Below are 15229 nucleotides of genomic sequence, written 5' to 3'. Positions count from 1 at the left end.
CCAAATCTCAGTCCATTAGGTCATCCCCCCTCGTCCGTCGGCTGACGGACTCTTCCCCCTTCGAAGGGGGACTTTCTAGACTCAGTTCCATATCTCGAACACAGGTCAATTTACATTCTTATCAAAATATTCAGCGTGAATGTAATTGCATTAATTGTTCCTTGAATGATCCGTAATTCTTATCTATTGATAGTGCCTTTTTTTTATTCTTGAGGGTGCGGTTTAACCTGGCAGGCAGCTCTATCTTTTTATCAATTTCAGGCTCAATTACATCGCGAAATTTAACCGGGTGTGCTGTGGCAAGTGTAATTAAATGGTTGCCTGTATTTGTTTCAGACTGATATTCAATCGCTGCCCGATACCCAATGGCTGTATGAGGGCAAAGAAGATAACCCTCTTCTTCTTTATAGACATCCAATATGGTTTGGCGTGTTTCTTCGTCAGAGTACGAATAACCTGAAATTTGATCTTTCATCTTACTGCCTGAACTTTTAAACAGAAATTTCATTCGGGAAAAATTGCTTGGGTTGCCAACATCCATGGCGTTAGAAATGGTTTGAACAGAATCTTTAGGTTTAAAATCCCCGCTTCTCAAGTATTCAGGCACTACATCATTCACATTGGTAGCAGCCAGAAAATGTTTGATGGGCAGCCCCATTTGCCCGGCAAGCATCCCTCCTGTTAGATTACCGAAATTCCCGCTGGGTACCGAAAAGACAGGCGGATCAGATACACCCTGCTCCATTAGTTTCCCGGCCGCATATGCATAATAAAAAGACTGAGGGAGAAGCCTGGCAATATTGATGGAATTGGCTGAGCTGAGCTGAAGTTTTTCATTCAGTTCTTTATCCAAAAACGCTTTCTTCACCAGGCGCTGACAATCATCAAATACACCGTCCACTTCAAGAGCTGTAATATTTTCGCCAAGGGTTGTCATCTGTTTCTCCTGCAGAGGACTCACCTTCCCTTTTGGATACAGCAGACATACTTTAACGCCGGGCACCTTATAAAACCCATGCGCCACAGCCCCTCCTGTATCACCCGATGTTGCGACGAGGATAGTCACTTCTTCACTCTCTTTTTGAGCATTCTCAGAGAACAGGCGAGCCATAAAACGGGCACCAAAATCTTTAAAAGCAAGCGTCGGGCCATGAAATAGTTCGAGAACGTGCTGTCTGTTTCCAAGGCTTTTCATTCTAACCGGAAAGTCGAAAGCTTCTTCAACTACAGTTCTTAAAGTGTTTTCCGTTAACTCCTCTTCCAGGTAAGGTTTGGCCATCTCAAATGCTATTTCCGGAAAGCTTTTGCCCGGAATGGATGACCAAAAATCCTCCGAAATCTTGGGTATTTGCTCCGGCATATACAGGCCTCCATCCGGTGCAAGACCTCTGCGCATCGCTTCAAAAAAGCTGACTGCAGGAGAGTTATCCCTGGTGCTAATAAATTTCATCTATTTGGCATTTTAACTGTTTAATATCCAAAGCGAATTCATCCCGTAACTTTGGCACCTTCTGTGTTGATTTTAGATATATGAATATCAAAATCGAGCCCCAAATTTTTCAGGGTCTCTCCCATTTTTTCTCCAATAACCTGAGCCTCTTTTTTTGATTTGCTAAGGGCAAAAACAGAAGGTCCTGATCCTGAAATACTACATCCCAAAGCACCAGCTTGTATAGCTGCTGATTTCATTTCACTGAAGCCGGGTATCAAAACTGACCGTACCGGTTCAATAATTTCATCATGTAAGAGAACGGGCAATCAGGCTGTAGTCATTCGTGTAAAGCCCCGCAATCAGCGCTCCTAAATTTGCCCACTGAGTCACCGCTTTCTCCAGAAGAATCTCTTTTTTCAAGATCTTCCGGCTATTTTTGGTTTTTATTTCGATATGCGGATGAACAATTGTACAGTGAAGATTTTTTGGCGTGGGTAAAGTAATTACATCCGGCGGTTGATGTGTTTTCACAAGTATAAATCCGCCAAAAAGTGAAGCGGCTACGTTATCGGCATGTGCTGTTCCACTTGCCGCCATTTCTCCATCTACCGCAAATGGCAACAGTTCTGATGTTGTAAACGGTTTCCCTAAAAGTTCGTTAACCGCTACAACTGCTGCGGCTGAACTTGCGGCACTGGAACCCAGACCACTGCCAAGAGGCATATTTTTTTTAATTCTGAGTTCAATTCCAGGTGTATCCCCGTTGCCCAATTCTTTAAGAAGTGATGTTGCTGAAAGTCCGGCTGTATTCTTTTCGGTTTCAAGCGGAAGTTTACCTCCATCTCCCTCAATGGCCGCAATCGTTATTCCGGGCTGATCACTTTCCGTGGCTGTAACCTCATCACCCAACCCGTGTATTGCAAATCCCAGTACATCAAACCCACACGCCACATTGGCAACGGTGGCCGGGGCAAAAACCGTAACTGATTTCCTTTTACTTTCTCCCATCTTATCTATTTAGAACGTTTAATTAAGCAAGCCATAAAATTTAGTCTCCCGCATTATTGGATGCCTTTGTATTTGCAACACGTAAAATATCAGAAATTACGCCTGCTGCAGTAACCTTGGCTCCTGCGCCCGGTCCTTTCACAATCAGCGGAGACTCATCATAGTAAGTTGTGTAGAATGCTACAATATTGTCACTGCCCGATAGATTGTAAAATGGGTGTGAGTCATCAATTTTTTCCAGTTTCACAACACCTTTCCCATTTTCAAATCGGGCGATGTAACACAGCTTTTTATTATCTGAGGACGCCTCTTTTTGCAGGCGGTTGTAGTGATCGTCGTGTTTCTTCAATTTATTGAAAAATTCATCCACACTTTCCACTTCCCTGGCGTCTTCCGGTACCAGATTTTGAATATCTATATCCTCCATCTCAACATTATTACCGGCCACCCTTGCCAGTATTAAAAGTTTTCTGCCCACATCATTGCCATTCAGATCTTCACGCGGATCGGGCTCGGTATATCCCTTTTCTTTTGCGGTTTTTACCACGTCGCTAAAAGACGACAGTCCATCAAAATTGTTGAAAATATAGCTCAGTGTACCTGACAATACTCCCTCAATACGATCTACCTTGTCGCCGGTTCGCACCAGTTCATGAATGGTTTCAATAATCGGGAGTCCGGCCCCTACGTTGGTTTCGAATTTAAATGCACAATTATGTTTGTCGGCTGTTTTCTGGAGCAGATTATAAAACTCCATCGATGAGGAATTTGCCTGTTTATTTGGTGAAACGATTGAAATACTCTGTTTCAAAATATCTTCATACACCGTTTGAATATCCGGGCTGGCTGTACAATCAATAAAAATACTGTTCGACAAGTTTGCCGCTTTCATCTCTTCCACAAACTTGCTGAGCGACATTTCCCGTCCATTCTCATCCAGCTCTCTTTCCCAATCTGACAATGAAACTGACGATTCACCAATCAGCATTTTCCGGCTTGTTGCAAGACCTTTTAACTGAATATCAAGCTGGTATTTGGTTCTCAACTCCTCTTTTTGATTCTCCAGAAGTTCCAAAAGCATACCTCCTATCAATCCCGTACCAACCAAATACAGGTTGATAGATTTTTCCCCTGATAGGAAGAATGCATCGTGAATAGTATTCACGGCTTTCTTCTCATTCTTTCTATCCACCACAAAAGAGATATTTCGCTCGGATGAGCCCTGTGCAATGGCAACAACGTTAATACCGTTACGACCCAACGCATAAAATACCTGACCGGCAATACCCGGTATCTGGCGCATATTTTCTCCTACAACGGCAATGGCAGACATCTCCTTTTCAATCCGTATTTCGTCTATGATATCGTGCTTAATCTCTTCACTGAACTCCAGTTCAATCGACGTTTTTGCTGCATGAGCCTGGTTTGGCATCACTGCCATTGAAATCGTGTGTTCCGAAGATGATTGGGTGATGAGAATAATATTAATACTCTCCTTGGCAAGTGCACTGAAAATTCGTGCTGCCACACCGCTGACGCCAATCATACCGCTCCCTTTAATGGTAATCAACGCAATGTTATCAATGGATGAGATACCCCTTATATTCCCGTTCACCGTCTCTCTTTTCTGCTGAATAAGTGTCCCGGGATGTTCGGGCTTGAACGTGTTTTTAATTAAAATTGGAATACCTAATTTCAACACAGGCTGAATAGTTGGCGGGTAAATAACTTTCGCGCCAAAATGAGACATTTCCATGGCTTCTTCATAGGAGGCGTAATCAACCGAAAATGCACGCTCAACTTTTCTTGGATCTGCGGTCATTAAACCATCCACATCCGTCCAGATTTCAATCATTTTTGCGCCGGTAGCTGCCCCGAAGAGTGAGGCCGTATAATCCGATCCGCCTCTGCCCAAGGTTGTGGATTCATTTTTTTCTGATGATGAAATAAACCCTGTGGCCACAATTACATTTTCATCATTCCGCTTGATGAACTCTTTTATATTCATATAAGTAGTCGAAGTAATTACCTTGGCCGCGCCAAAACTTGTGTCTGTTTTGATGAGTTGACGGGTATCCGTATAAAGCGAATCTATTCCCCTGTTCTGTAGACAGGCACTCAAAATGGATGCAGAAAATCGTTCTCCGAATCCAACAACAAAGTCACGGGTTTTATTTGATAGCTCCTGAACCAGCGACACCCCTTTGAGAACATTCTCAAGTTCATTGAGCATAATCTTGAAATCAGTTATAGCATCGCTGCGGTTGTTAACAGGTATTACTTGGTTGATTGTATCGATATGCCTTTTTTCGATATCCGTTAAAATATCCTCGTAACGGCTATCATATTCCTCAGCAAGGGAAGCCAATTCAAAAAGCTGATTGGTAACACCTTTAAATGCAGATACAACAACAATCAGTCGGTCCTCTTTCTGCTTTTCCTTAATAATTGCAACTACACGTTCGAGCGCTTCAGGAGTCCCTACGGAGCTTCCACCAAATTTTAAAATTCTCATTCTGCACATTCATGATTAATATATACCTGCAATGTTACCCAATCGCACTGCTGTCTTCAACAAAATCTTTAGTCAAAGCATCTTTTAAACACGAAGGGCTTCCAAGCATTTAGAAAGAAACAGATATTTTAGCCCAAATATGAATTAGGAAAATTCCAGAAGTTTGAGAGGTGAGATTATAGTACTCCTGATCAATATCTCAAAATAATTCCCTTTTACAGGTGGTCTTTCAATTCTGAATTTTATCGCGAATTATCGTGAGTTCAATTTTATGTCATTGAATATGGCAACATGAGAAATGAGACTGTCCAAAAAGGGACATTAGTTCGAGTAGCGCTTAAATAATTTAGTTTTCTCCTTCAAACTCACCCTATATCCCTCTCTAACTAATAGAGAGGGATATAAAGTCTAAATTATTTAAGCTTGGTTTATTCACTTTTTGGACAACCTCGTTATAATATGAATCGCATATAGTGACACAGGATTGGACTCATATATGAATTTCCCTTAATTGTAGATGAATTTTTAAAGTCAAAAACGAACGGGAAGAAGACATCTATATTACTATCGAATTGATTAGGATGAATAACCCAAACAGCGTAGCTGTGGCTCAACCTATAGCCACAGGTTTCAACCTGTGGTAGATGAAATACATACGAATTTCAGAATGCCGTAGGCATGATCCACAATTGTGGCCATCAAAAAAACAATCCACTTTGTCTCTTAAAAGTGATCCGGAGTTCACGGATAAACCCTTACCCTACTCCGGATCCTCTCTTTTAAAGGCTAAACCAAAACCGTTTCACCGTCATCCTTACGATAGCCCAGTGGAATTTCATCCTCGGAAACAGCGGATCGATTGTATTCGTCGAGGGTAAACTCATCAACAAGAATTGCGTCAAAACGAGCTTCCTCGGTTTTCTTGACTATCTCAGCTTCGTCCTGGGTGATCACACCTTTTTCGAGAGCCGCATCAAGCTGCTTCAGTACGTGAGCTTTCTTGATTTCTCCCGCCTTGGTCGCTTTGTACAGCTTCTTGTAAATCGGGAATGACTCTTCAATCACTTTCATCGCGTACTCATACTTACCAAGAGCTTCATCCGCTGATTCAGGCACATATATTCCTGACGTCAATCTATCTCGTTGATCTCCCCTAACCTGCATCGCTTGAGCAACTTTATGACCCAGCTTATCGGATGGTTTTTTCCCTATACGATTCATTCGAGACCATAATCCAACCGGACCTCTGAACAGCCAGCTCAGACCCGGAACTTCTATCTCTGAATAGATCTCATCGAATGCTGTCTGGATTCTGTAGAATGCGTGCTGCATAGACCAGTGCAGAAATATTTCATCCTCTTTTTTACGGCCTTCTGCTTCAAATCTTCTCAGCGTAGCCGTTGCCAGAAGCATCCAGCTGAGAATATCAGCATAGCGGCCGGCAAGCTTCTCTTTCATTTTCAACGCGCCGCCGTATGATCCCAAAGCCATATCGGCCATAAACGCAAAGGATGCGGAAGCCCACGCCAGTTTTCGATAGTACTTCGCTGCGGGTCCGCTTACAGGCGAGGAAGCCAGTCGTCCACGCGTAATACTAAGCAAGCAGGAACGCACTTCGTTCTTAACCACATGACCGATGTGCTTCCAGAAAGCATCATCAAACTTCTTCACGTCCTTATTCATCAGTGCCTCGATCTCCTTCAGCGCATAAGGGTGGCTTCGGATTGCACCCTGTCCAAAGATCATTAGCGTCCTTGTCAGGATATTCGCGCCTTCCACGGTGATGGCAATTGGCATGGCAATATAGCTGTGGGCAAAAATATTCCGTGGCCCCATAGAAATGCCTGCGCCGCCCACAATGTCCATCGAATCATTGACAATCTCCCTGCCAAGTTCGGTAAAGTTATACTTGGCAATAGCGGTAACAACTGCAGGTTTTGCACCTTTATCCAGGGCTCCGCAGATGTAACCCCTTGCAGCATCCATCATATAAGTATAGCCGCCAATCTTGGCCATCGGCTCTTCTATACCTTCAAACTTACCGATGTTCAATCCAAACTGTTTTCGAATCAATGCGTAGGCTCCCACAGCACGAGTTGCTGTTTTGGCACCGCCGATCGCCTGAGCGGGCAGAGAAATTCCTCGTCCCACCGCGAGCGATTCCATCAGCATTCTCCAGCCGTTACCTGCGCCTTCAACTCCGCCAATAATAGCATCGACAGGAACGATTACATCCTTACCGCGCGTCGGGCAGTTGTAAAACGGAACACCCAGCGGATCATGTCTTTTACCGAGCTCAACGCCCTCTGTATCACTTGGAACCAAAGCAGCCGTAATTCCCAGATTCTCGCCTTTACCAAGAAGGTTATCGGGATCTTTTAGTTTAAAAGCCAAACCAATGACTGTGGAGATAGCCGCAAGTGTGATGTACCTCTTATCCCAGTTTAACTTCAGATAAAGTTCACCGTCATCGCCTTTAAATACTTCACCCTCACTCTGCATACCGCCCGCATCTGAGCCTGCATTGGGCTCTGTCAGTGCAAAACACGGCATCTCTTCACCTTTGGCAAGTCGCGGCAGATAGTGATCTTTTTGCTCCTGGGTACCGTAATGCATTAAAAGTTCAGCAGGACCCAATGAGTTCGGGACCATTACCGTAGTGGCAAGAGGTCCGCATCGGGAAGCCAGTTTGGCAACAATAGCACTGTGGGCGTTTGCAGAAAAACCATAACCGCCATACTCCTCCGGAATAATCAAACCGAAGAAGCGCTTTTCTTTCATAAAATTCCAGGTCTCATCATCAAAACCTTTTCGCTGAAACACTTTCCAATCCGATACCATGGAGCACAGCTCCTCGGCCGGTCCATCCATAAATTCACGCTCTTTATCTGTCAGATCAGGATAGGCCTCGCTGTTCATTCTCTTCAGATCCGGACTGCCTGAAAAGAGTTCACCTTCAACCCAAACCGTACCCGCATCGATAGCTGTCTGCTCGGTTTCGGATATAGCCGGAAGAATCTTCAGTGCTTCCAGCACCTTCATGATCGGTCCGGATAGCAAGGTTCTTCGAATCGCCTTCACATTAAAAATTACAGCCAGTACGATGAAGGCTGATATTAACCAGACGGGTGCTCCCAATCCGGCCAGGGCCACCAGTCCTGCAACGGCCCAAATCCACAGCGGGGCTCCCGTAAATCCAAATATTAGAAAGATGAGGACAATTCCGGACCAAACTGCCCAGGTGGCCATTTCATTGAAAAATCCAAGTTGTTCGATTAAAGCTTCCATAACTGACTCCTTTTAAGCGGGTGTTTTTTGTATGATAAATCCTTGTATGATGTGATCTGTCGCAAGATCCAAAAATCGTTCTATCGGAACTCTGGTATCCAGTCGTTTACCCAGAACCACAGAAACGACTCCATGAATCTGAGCCCAAAGCGTGTATGCGCTTACCAGCGGATCCTCCACATCAAACAGATTCCGCTCTTTTCCACGCTTAATTATTCCGGCAAGAAGCTCATAAATCTCCCTAACCTGCTGAAATTTCTCTTTGGGATACTTCGGCATCTCCTCCGGGCGAACCATATAGATAATCTCGTACTCTTGTGGATTTTTGAGAGCAAAATCCACATAAGCATCGGTCAAAGATTTCAACTGCTCGATCGGGCTGGCAGCCTCATCCAATGCATTCCTCAATACTTTATTCAATTTGGCAATACTCTCCTCGACCAAAGCGAGAAGCAGATCATCCTTATTTTCAAAGTGCAGGTAGATGCTTGTGGCTGTTACATCTGCTTTCCTGGCAATCTTACGCATCGAAATCTTGCTGAATCCATGTTTCAGAAGCAGTTCTTTGCTTACATCAAGAATTTCTTCCCTTAGAGACATATACTATAGGTTAACACTGTTAAGTTCACAGTGTTAATTTATCAAATCTGATGGGAATGTCAATAGGACGGGCTAAATTGTTATAGAAGGATTCTAATGATCACTTTCACTATTTAACCGAAATGCGATATAGTGAATGGTTTTTCTCTTTTCAAGATGCATCTTTTCGTAAAAAGTTTTGATCGTCAAGATGGGGTCATCCGGGCGCTCAGCGTATACATCATCTACCTGATCTACAATCTCACAATTCTCTTCAGCAATTGTTTCAAGCGTGAAATCGTACAGTTCATCAGAATCCGTCTTGAGATGAACGGTCGCATTCGGAGCTAGCACTTTTCTATAGATATTTAAAAATTTTGGAGAGGTAAGTCTCTTGGATGACTGGGAGTCTCTTAAATAGGGATCAGGAAAAGTGATCCAGATCTCATCTACTTCGCCTTTTTCGAAATATTCTGCCAAGTGATCGATGAAGATCCGCATGAAATGAACGTTAGGCAGCGGCTCTTCAAGTGCCCGTTTGGCGCCTTTCCACAAGCGCCATCCTTTTTTATCAATCCCGATAAAATTCTTATCCGGATTCCGGCGGGCAAGATTTACCGTGTACTCCCCTTTGCCGCACGCAAGTTCAAGTACAATGGAATGATCATTCTTGAATATTTCTTCATTCCACGTTCCCTTCGGTTTGGCAGTTCCATCTTCGTAATCCGTATACTCAAAAACGTTCGAGAATCTATCTACATCCTCGAATTTCTGAAGCTTATTTTTAGACATCCCTAATTTTGAATTATTATGGCGCTATTCGTTGCTGGTTCCATTTTCCAGCTGTCTGCTGATATAAAATTCGATCATGCAGTCGCCCGGGTCTTCCCTGCCAGAATTCAATCGTTTCAAAGATGATCTTGAAGCCGCCCCAGTCTTCCGGCCGGGGAATCTCCTCACCATCGTACTTCTCTTCTATTTCTTTGAAGTTGTCTTCCAGCTCTTTCCGATTGGCAACCGGTCGACTCTGATTTGAAGCCCATGCGCCAATCTGACTCTCCCGGGGTCTGGAGCGGAAATAATCATCACTCTCTGCAGCAGTCAGCTTCTCAACCTTACCGCTGATACGCACCTGCCGTTCGAGTTCTGCCCACCATATTGTACAAGCAGCTACCGGATAAGCATTCAGATCTTTTGCCTTTTGACTCTCATAGTTCGTATAAAAAGAGATTGAGTGATCTGTCAGTCCTTTCATCAAGACCATTCTCACATTCGGAGTTTCAGCTCCTGTCACGGTTGCAAGTGCCATGGCGTTGGGCTCTATCACTTCTGATTCAACCGCTTCCTCAAACCACTTTCTAAACAGTTCAACAGGATTTTCCGGAAGCTCATGATCCACAAGGCCACCTTTTTTATACTGCTTTCGTAAATCTGCAATTTTGATATCTGTCATAGCTTACTACCCGAAATATTCCGGTTCATTTCCTTTCTTCCATTTGATGTTGCATCCAATACTTGGTGTCTGATCTTCTGGGACTTCTTCACCGGCAAGAACTTTATCCGTTGCTTCTCTCAAATCTTTGCCCGTTACAGGCTCATCATTGCCCGGTCGGCTGCTGTCGAACTGACCGCGGTAAACCAGCTCATGCTTTTCATTAAATAGGAACAGATCAGGTGTGCACGCCGCTTTGTAAGCTTTCGCAACTTCCTGTGTTTCATCATATAGATACGGGAATGGGTAACCATACTTTTCCGCATCCTCTTTCATTTTTTTCGGACTGTCATCGGGATAGTTCTCAACATCATTGGAGGAGATCGCTACAATTCCCACCCCTTTTGGAAGGTAATCTTTAGCATACTCCGTAATTCCATCCTTGATATTTTTCACATAAGGGCAGTGATTACTGACGAACATCACAAGAAGTGCCTTATTTCCCCTAAAATCTTTCAACTGTACATTTTTCCCTGTTACTGTGTCGGGAAGTGAAAATTTTGGCGCTTTGGTTCCAAGCTCCAACATGGTTGAATTGACTGCAGACATTATTTATCTCCATTTAGTTAACTTTGATTATTCTGTTCTATAAACAGTTCATCAGAAGAATGCATTCAGAAATTTCGGTTTGAAGATATAAAAATCATTCGAGCGTTTCTCTGTCTAATACAGTTTAACCTAAGTTCGATTAATAATATCTTGATTTAGATGGTTGAAAGTTCCCCTCCTTTTCAAGGAGGGGATTTAGGGGTGGTTTAATTGATGAATTCAGGACACTAAAGACTCAAAACCCTAAGGCTACCTCCCCTGACCCCTCCTTACACAGGAGGGGAACTCAATAATCAGCATTTTAGAATCGAACTCAGGTTATTAAAGAGTCACTGCCTCAAAAAAGATTCAGCTGCCCATTCGCCGGGCGCTTGAATTCTGATCCGTTTAGTGGTGGGACAGGCTCATCGAGGCCAAGCCTTTTTTTATGAATATTGATGAGCTGCTTGATCTGATTGGCGTACGGACCCACGGTTTTAAATCTCTCCCCAAATTCTGTCCGGTTCAGCTGACCGTCTTTTAAACTTCTGATTCGATTCAATACTTTCTCCTTGCGATCCGGAAAGTGGTCTTCCAGCCACTTTGAAAAGATATCCTTTACTCCATACGGCAGTCTCACAATTGTATACGCCATGGATGAAGCACCGGCATCAGCGGCAGCTTCCATCATCGGCACAATCTCATCGTCTGTCAATCCCGGTATGATCGGTGCAATATTCACGTTCACCGGGATACCGGCTTGGGTCAGTTCTTCGATCGCTTTTAAACGCCGGGCAGGCCGTGAAGTTCTCGGTTCCATCACATTGGTAATTTCAGATCTCAGCGATGTGAGCGATAATGTTACCCTAACCGCACCAATCTCAGCCAGTTTTTTCAGGTGATCGATATCCCTCGTTACCAGATGATTTTTTGTAATAATCACCAACGGGTGACTGCATTCGGCTAAAATCTCTACACATCTTCTTGTTATCTCTAAATCCTTCTCTATCGGTTGATAAGGATCCGTAACCCCGCTCATCACCAGCGTCTGGGGCTTCCAGTTTTGATCCGCCAGCGCTTTCTTCAAAAGTTCAGGTGCGTCGTATTTTACTACAATTTTAGATTCAAAATCCAGGCCGGCACTCATGCCCAGAAATTCGTGAGTTGGCCGGGCGTAGCAGTAAACACATCCATGCTCACAACCTCGATATGGGTTCAAACCAACATCAAATGGGATATCGGGGCTTTGATTCCTGGATATAACTCCCGCAGTATGATCTTTCAGAAGCTGTGTTTTTGGCTTCTTGAGCTGACCGGTTTCCGGATCAATCTCATACTCGAGCTTGGTCTTGAGAAAACGGTTCTTCGGATTTTGAGCGGCTCCCCGCCCTTTGATTGGCTGACTCATTATATACACATATTTTATACATGTTTAATGTATGGGCTAATCAGAGATTAATCAAGAAGGGTATGAATATTTTGCCAACGAGACGGCGAATGACAACGTGATTGAATTTTTTTCTCGCTAAGTTACGCAGATGAAACGCTGATTCACGCAGAATTTCTGCGATACTCTGCGGAATAATCCGCGAAAATCTGCGAGCACCCAATCAAGCAAATTTCTGTACGGCAGATTGAATCGTTCGCAGCGCGTTTTCAAGCAGATCCTGTTCAATGATCAACGGCGGGGCAATACGGATGAGTGAATTGGAGTGTAGGGTCCAGCCCAGGATAATTCCCCGGTTAAAACACTCTTCCACCACTTTTTGAGTCAGATCGGAGTCTCGAAGCTGAAGGCCCAGCATACCGCCCCGGCCGCGAAGTTCAATAATCCCCTCTCCTTTTAAAATCTCCCTTGCAGTTTTTTCAATCTGCTTTGCCTTTGATGAGAAGTCCCCGCTTAGCAGCGTTTCCAGATTTGCATGGGCAGCTGCACAGCAAACCGGGTGTCCTCCAAACGTAGTGACGTGATTTAGTGGCGGGTTGTGTTTAAACTCTTCAAAAATTTCGGAGGACGAGACAAACGCTCCCATCGGCATTCCGCCACCCATCGCCTTGGCAAGAGAAAGTATGTCCGGAACCACACCGTAATATTGAAAAGCAAAAAGGGATCCGGTTCGATAAAATCCGGTCTGTATCTCATCAAAAATGAGAAGTGCTCCGGCCTCATCGCACCGATTGCGAACAAGCTTCAACCACTCTTTATCGGCAAGTATCACGCCGCCCTCACCCTGAATCGGCTCCATGATAACAGCGGCAGTATTTTCATCAATCTCGCTTAAACCGTCCGGATCATTAAAATCGATAAAGTGAACATCAGGCAGGAGCGGCTTATATGGATCGCGGTATACATCCCGGCCGGTCACACTCAGCGAACCGTGCGTATCTCCGTGATAGCTGTTTTTAAAAGCCACAAATTTACTCCGGCCGGTATATTTTTTGGCCACCTTAAGCGCACCCTCGTTTGCCTCGGTTCCGCTGTTTACAAAATAGACACGATCAAGAGAGTCCGGCAGCTGATCGGTCAGCAGCTGTGCAAATCGGCTTTGAGGCTCCTGTATGTATTCGCCATACACCATGACGTGCAGATGCTTATCAAGCTGCTTTTTGACAGCCTCAATCACATTGGGATGGCGATGACCCAGACTGCTTACGGCTATCCCGGAGATTAGATCAAGGTACGACTTTCCGTCCTTGGTGTGAATATAGCATCCCTCAGCACGATCTATCTCAAGACCCATCGGGGCGTCACTGGTTTGGGCAACGTGCTTGTAAAATGAATCCGAGTATTGTGACATTTAGAGTCGTTTTATCTGTACTCCCATTTGTCCAAATAGGGAAGCAGTTCGGCTTGAGTTGTCTTCGTTTTATCTTGGGCATACCATTTTTGCAGTGCCTCAGATATTTCCCGATAGTCTTCGCCGTCGTTCTCTTTCCAATCATCATACATCTCCTGAACTTCAACCGGACGTGGGCCCCAATCGCCCAGTACATCAAGTGTATCTGCATCCAGTACAACCAATTTAGGTATGGAGCGACTTTTTCCGTTGGTCAGGAATTCATCCATGATGTCCAGATTCTGGTCTCTCAGTATCAGTTTCAACTCAATGTTTTCTGTCTGATCGGCCATCTTTTTTAGCACGGGAATATTTTGAGCCGCATCTCCGCACCATGCCTCAGTAAGTATCAGCCATATCATTGGCCGTTCAACCTTATTTAAGCGCTCTTCCAGTTCGGGCAGAAGCTCTGTTGTTTTATCCAGCCGCTTCATCCGATAGGTGTTCATTTTAGTGTAGTGGAGCATCGCCTCGGAGTGGTTTTCTCCGGTTGTTTTTTCCTCTGCCATAAGGTTGTCGATCATTTCTCTGTACTGATCATACGTGAAGGCGTCATTCAAAATTTCTCTGGTGATGGGGGCCGCTTTTACTTCTGTCATAAATCTGTTTAAAAATAGTTTATTAAAACTGTCTCGCCGATCCATTCATACCGGACGGCGTTGAGTATCATTAAAAAAATTACAAATGAGAGTGAAGCCAAAAACTTCAATTTCATAACACTGCTGTATTCACTTTCCATTCCTTTCAGTTTCAACAACAGACGCAGTAAAATAACGCCTGAAATTAAACCGAGTATGAAGAAAATGACTGCAGGATAGGGGTAAACCTGTAACAGTCCGGCGCTAAAGAAGATCATTCCAAACAGATACGAAATCACAAAGAAGAATTTCACTCCGTCAACTCCATATTCGACTGCAAATGTTCTGTCGCCGCGTCTTTTATCCTGCTCCATCTGATATATTTGCGAAACCGGATAGAGGCTCAGCAGTATCATAGACGCGCCGAATGCGGAAATTATTACAGACGTATTTACAGACCCACCGGCAGCAATGGTCCCAAGCAGTACCGAATTAAAACCGGTGCTCACACCAATGGCAATCAAACTCAAATATGGATGACTTTTCCATCGGGCTAGTGGAGTTGAGTAGAGCCAGAAAAACATGATGCTGACTCCGTATATCACAAAGTAAAGAACTCCAAAAAGTGCAGACCAAACCCAGCCGATTGCCATCATGACAAGAGATGCTATACGCATCCAGTCCGTCATTTTTGGCGGATTTTTCAACCCTCCAATCGGGCCTTCGTCCTTATCCCAGTATGAGTTAAATGCTGTGGCTCCACCGAAAAGCAGAATATGAACATTCAAAAACTGCAGCCAGAATTGAGCTGTACTCATCTGATCCGCCATCAGACCACCCAGCAGAAATCCTCCCGACAGTATAAATAACTGGTAGTGGAGGCGGAGATGAAGCAGAAAATGACCGATTTCTTTAATCATAGCGGAAAACTTTTGAATAGTTTACAGGAATCAGTTTCGCATCGCAAGCTTA

Annotated in this window: 11 protein-coding genes and 1 pseudogene; all 12 read right to left on the bottom strand. The window is 44.2% G+C overall.

Going from position 1 to position 15229, the window contains the following annotated elements:
- Positions 1-130: 130 nt before the first annotated feature.
- The 12 genes and pseudogenes from thrC to U5K35_RS08975 all read right to left on the bottom strand — a co-directional run bounded on the left by thrC (position 131) and on the right by U5K35_RS08975 (position 15177).
- Entirely contained in the window at positions 131-1450 is a 1320-nt protein-coding gene (gene thrC, locus U5K35_RS09035; protein WP_322571133.1) for a threonine synthase, read from the bottom strand.
- 38 nt (positions 1451-1488) lie between these two features.
- A pseudogene (locus U5K35_RS09025) lies at positions 1489-2440 on the bottom strand (homoserine kinase).
- Between the two features lie 40 nt (positions 2441-2480).
- Positions 2481-4955, bottom strand: coding sequence for a bifunctional aspartate kinase/homoserine dehydrogenase I (gene thrA, locus U5K35_RS09020; RefSeq protein WP_322571130.1), 2475 nt, complete (start codon positions 4953-4955; stop codon positions 2481-2483).
- A gap of 786 nt (positions 4956-5741) precedes the next feature.
- Positions 5742-8243, bottom strand: coding sequence for an acyl-CoA dehydrogenase (locus U5K35_RS09015; RefSeq protein ID WP_322571129.1), 2502 nt, complete (start codon positions 8241-8243; stop codon positions 5742-5744).
- Between the two features lie 12 nt (positions 8244-8255).
- Positions 8256-8843 carry a TetR/AcrR family transcriptional regulator gene (locus U5K35_RS09010; RefSeq protein ID WP_322571128.1) on the bottom strand — a complete coding sequence of 196 codons (588 nt, stop codon included), beginning with the start codon at positions 8841-8843 and terminating at the stop codon, positions 8256-8258.
- A gap of 93 nt (positions 8844-8936) precedes the next feature.
- Positions 8937-9614 (bottom strand): tRNA (guanosine(46)-N7)-methyltransferase TrmB, encoded by a 678-nt coding sequence (trmB, locus tag U5K35_RS09005; protein WP_322571127.1) that lies wholly within the window; start codon positions 9612-9614, stop codon positions 8937-8939.
- Positions 9615-9630: 16 nt separating this feature from the next.
- Positions 9631-10275, bottom strand: coding sequence for a pyridoxamine 5'-phosphate oxidase (pdxH, locus tag U5K35_RS09000; RefSeq protein ID WP_322571126.1), 645 nt, complete (start codon positions 10273-10275; stop codon positions 9631-9633).
- A 6-nt stretch (positions 10276-10281) separates the two neighbouring features.
- Entirely contained in the window at positions 10282-10863 is a 582-nt protein-coding gene (locus U5K35_RS08995) for a thioredoxin family protein (RefSeq protein ID WP_322571125.1), read from the bottom strand.
- Between the two features lie 337 nt (positions 10864-11200).
- Positions 11201-12250, bottom strand: a complete 1050-nt coding sequence (locus tag U5K35_RS08990; RefSeq protein WP_322571124.1) for a PA0069 family radical SAM protein — start codon at positions 12248-12250, stop codon at positions 11201-11203.
- A 202-nt stretch (positions 12251-12452) separates the two neighbouring features.
- Positions 12453-13640: an aspartate aminotransferase family protein gene (locus tag U5K35_RS08985; protein WP_322571123.1), complete on the bottom strand. Its 1188-nt coding sequence runs from the start codon at positions 13638-13640 to the stop codon at positions 12453-12455.
- A gap of 11 nt (positions 13641-13651) precedes the next feature.
- Entirely contained in the window at positions 13652-14278 is a 627-nt protein-coding gene (locus tag U5K35_RS08980; RefSeq protein WP_322571122.1) for a thioredoxin family protein, read from the bottom strand.
- Positions 14279-14286: 8 nt separating this feature from the next.
- Entirely contained in the window at positions 14287-15177 is an 891-nt protein-coding gene (locus tag U5K35_RS08975) for a UbiA family prenyltransferase (protein WP_322571121.1), read from the bottom strand.
- Positions 15178-15229: the final 52 nt, after the last annotated feature.

This window comes from Rhodohalobacter sp., from assembly GCF_034521535.1.
Taxonomy (GTDB): domain Bacteria; phylum Bacteroidota; class Rhodothermia; order Balneolales; family Balneolaceae; genus Rhodohalobacter.
Note: the sequence above shows the minus strand (reverse complement) of the source record. Positions and strands in the feature narration are given on the sequence as shown.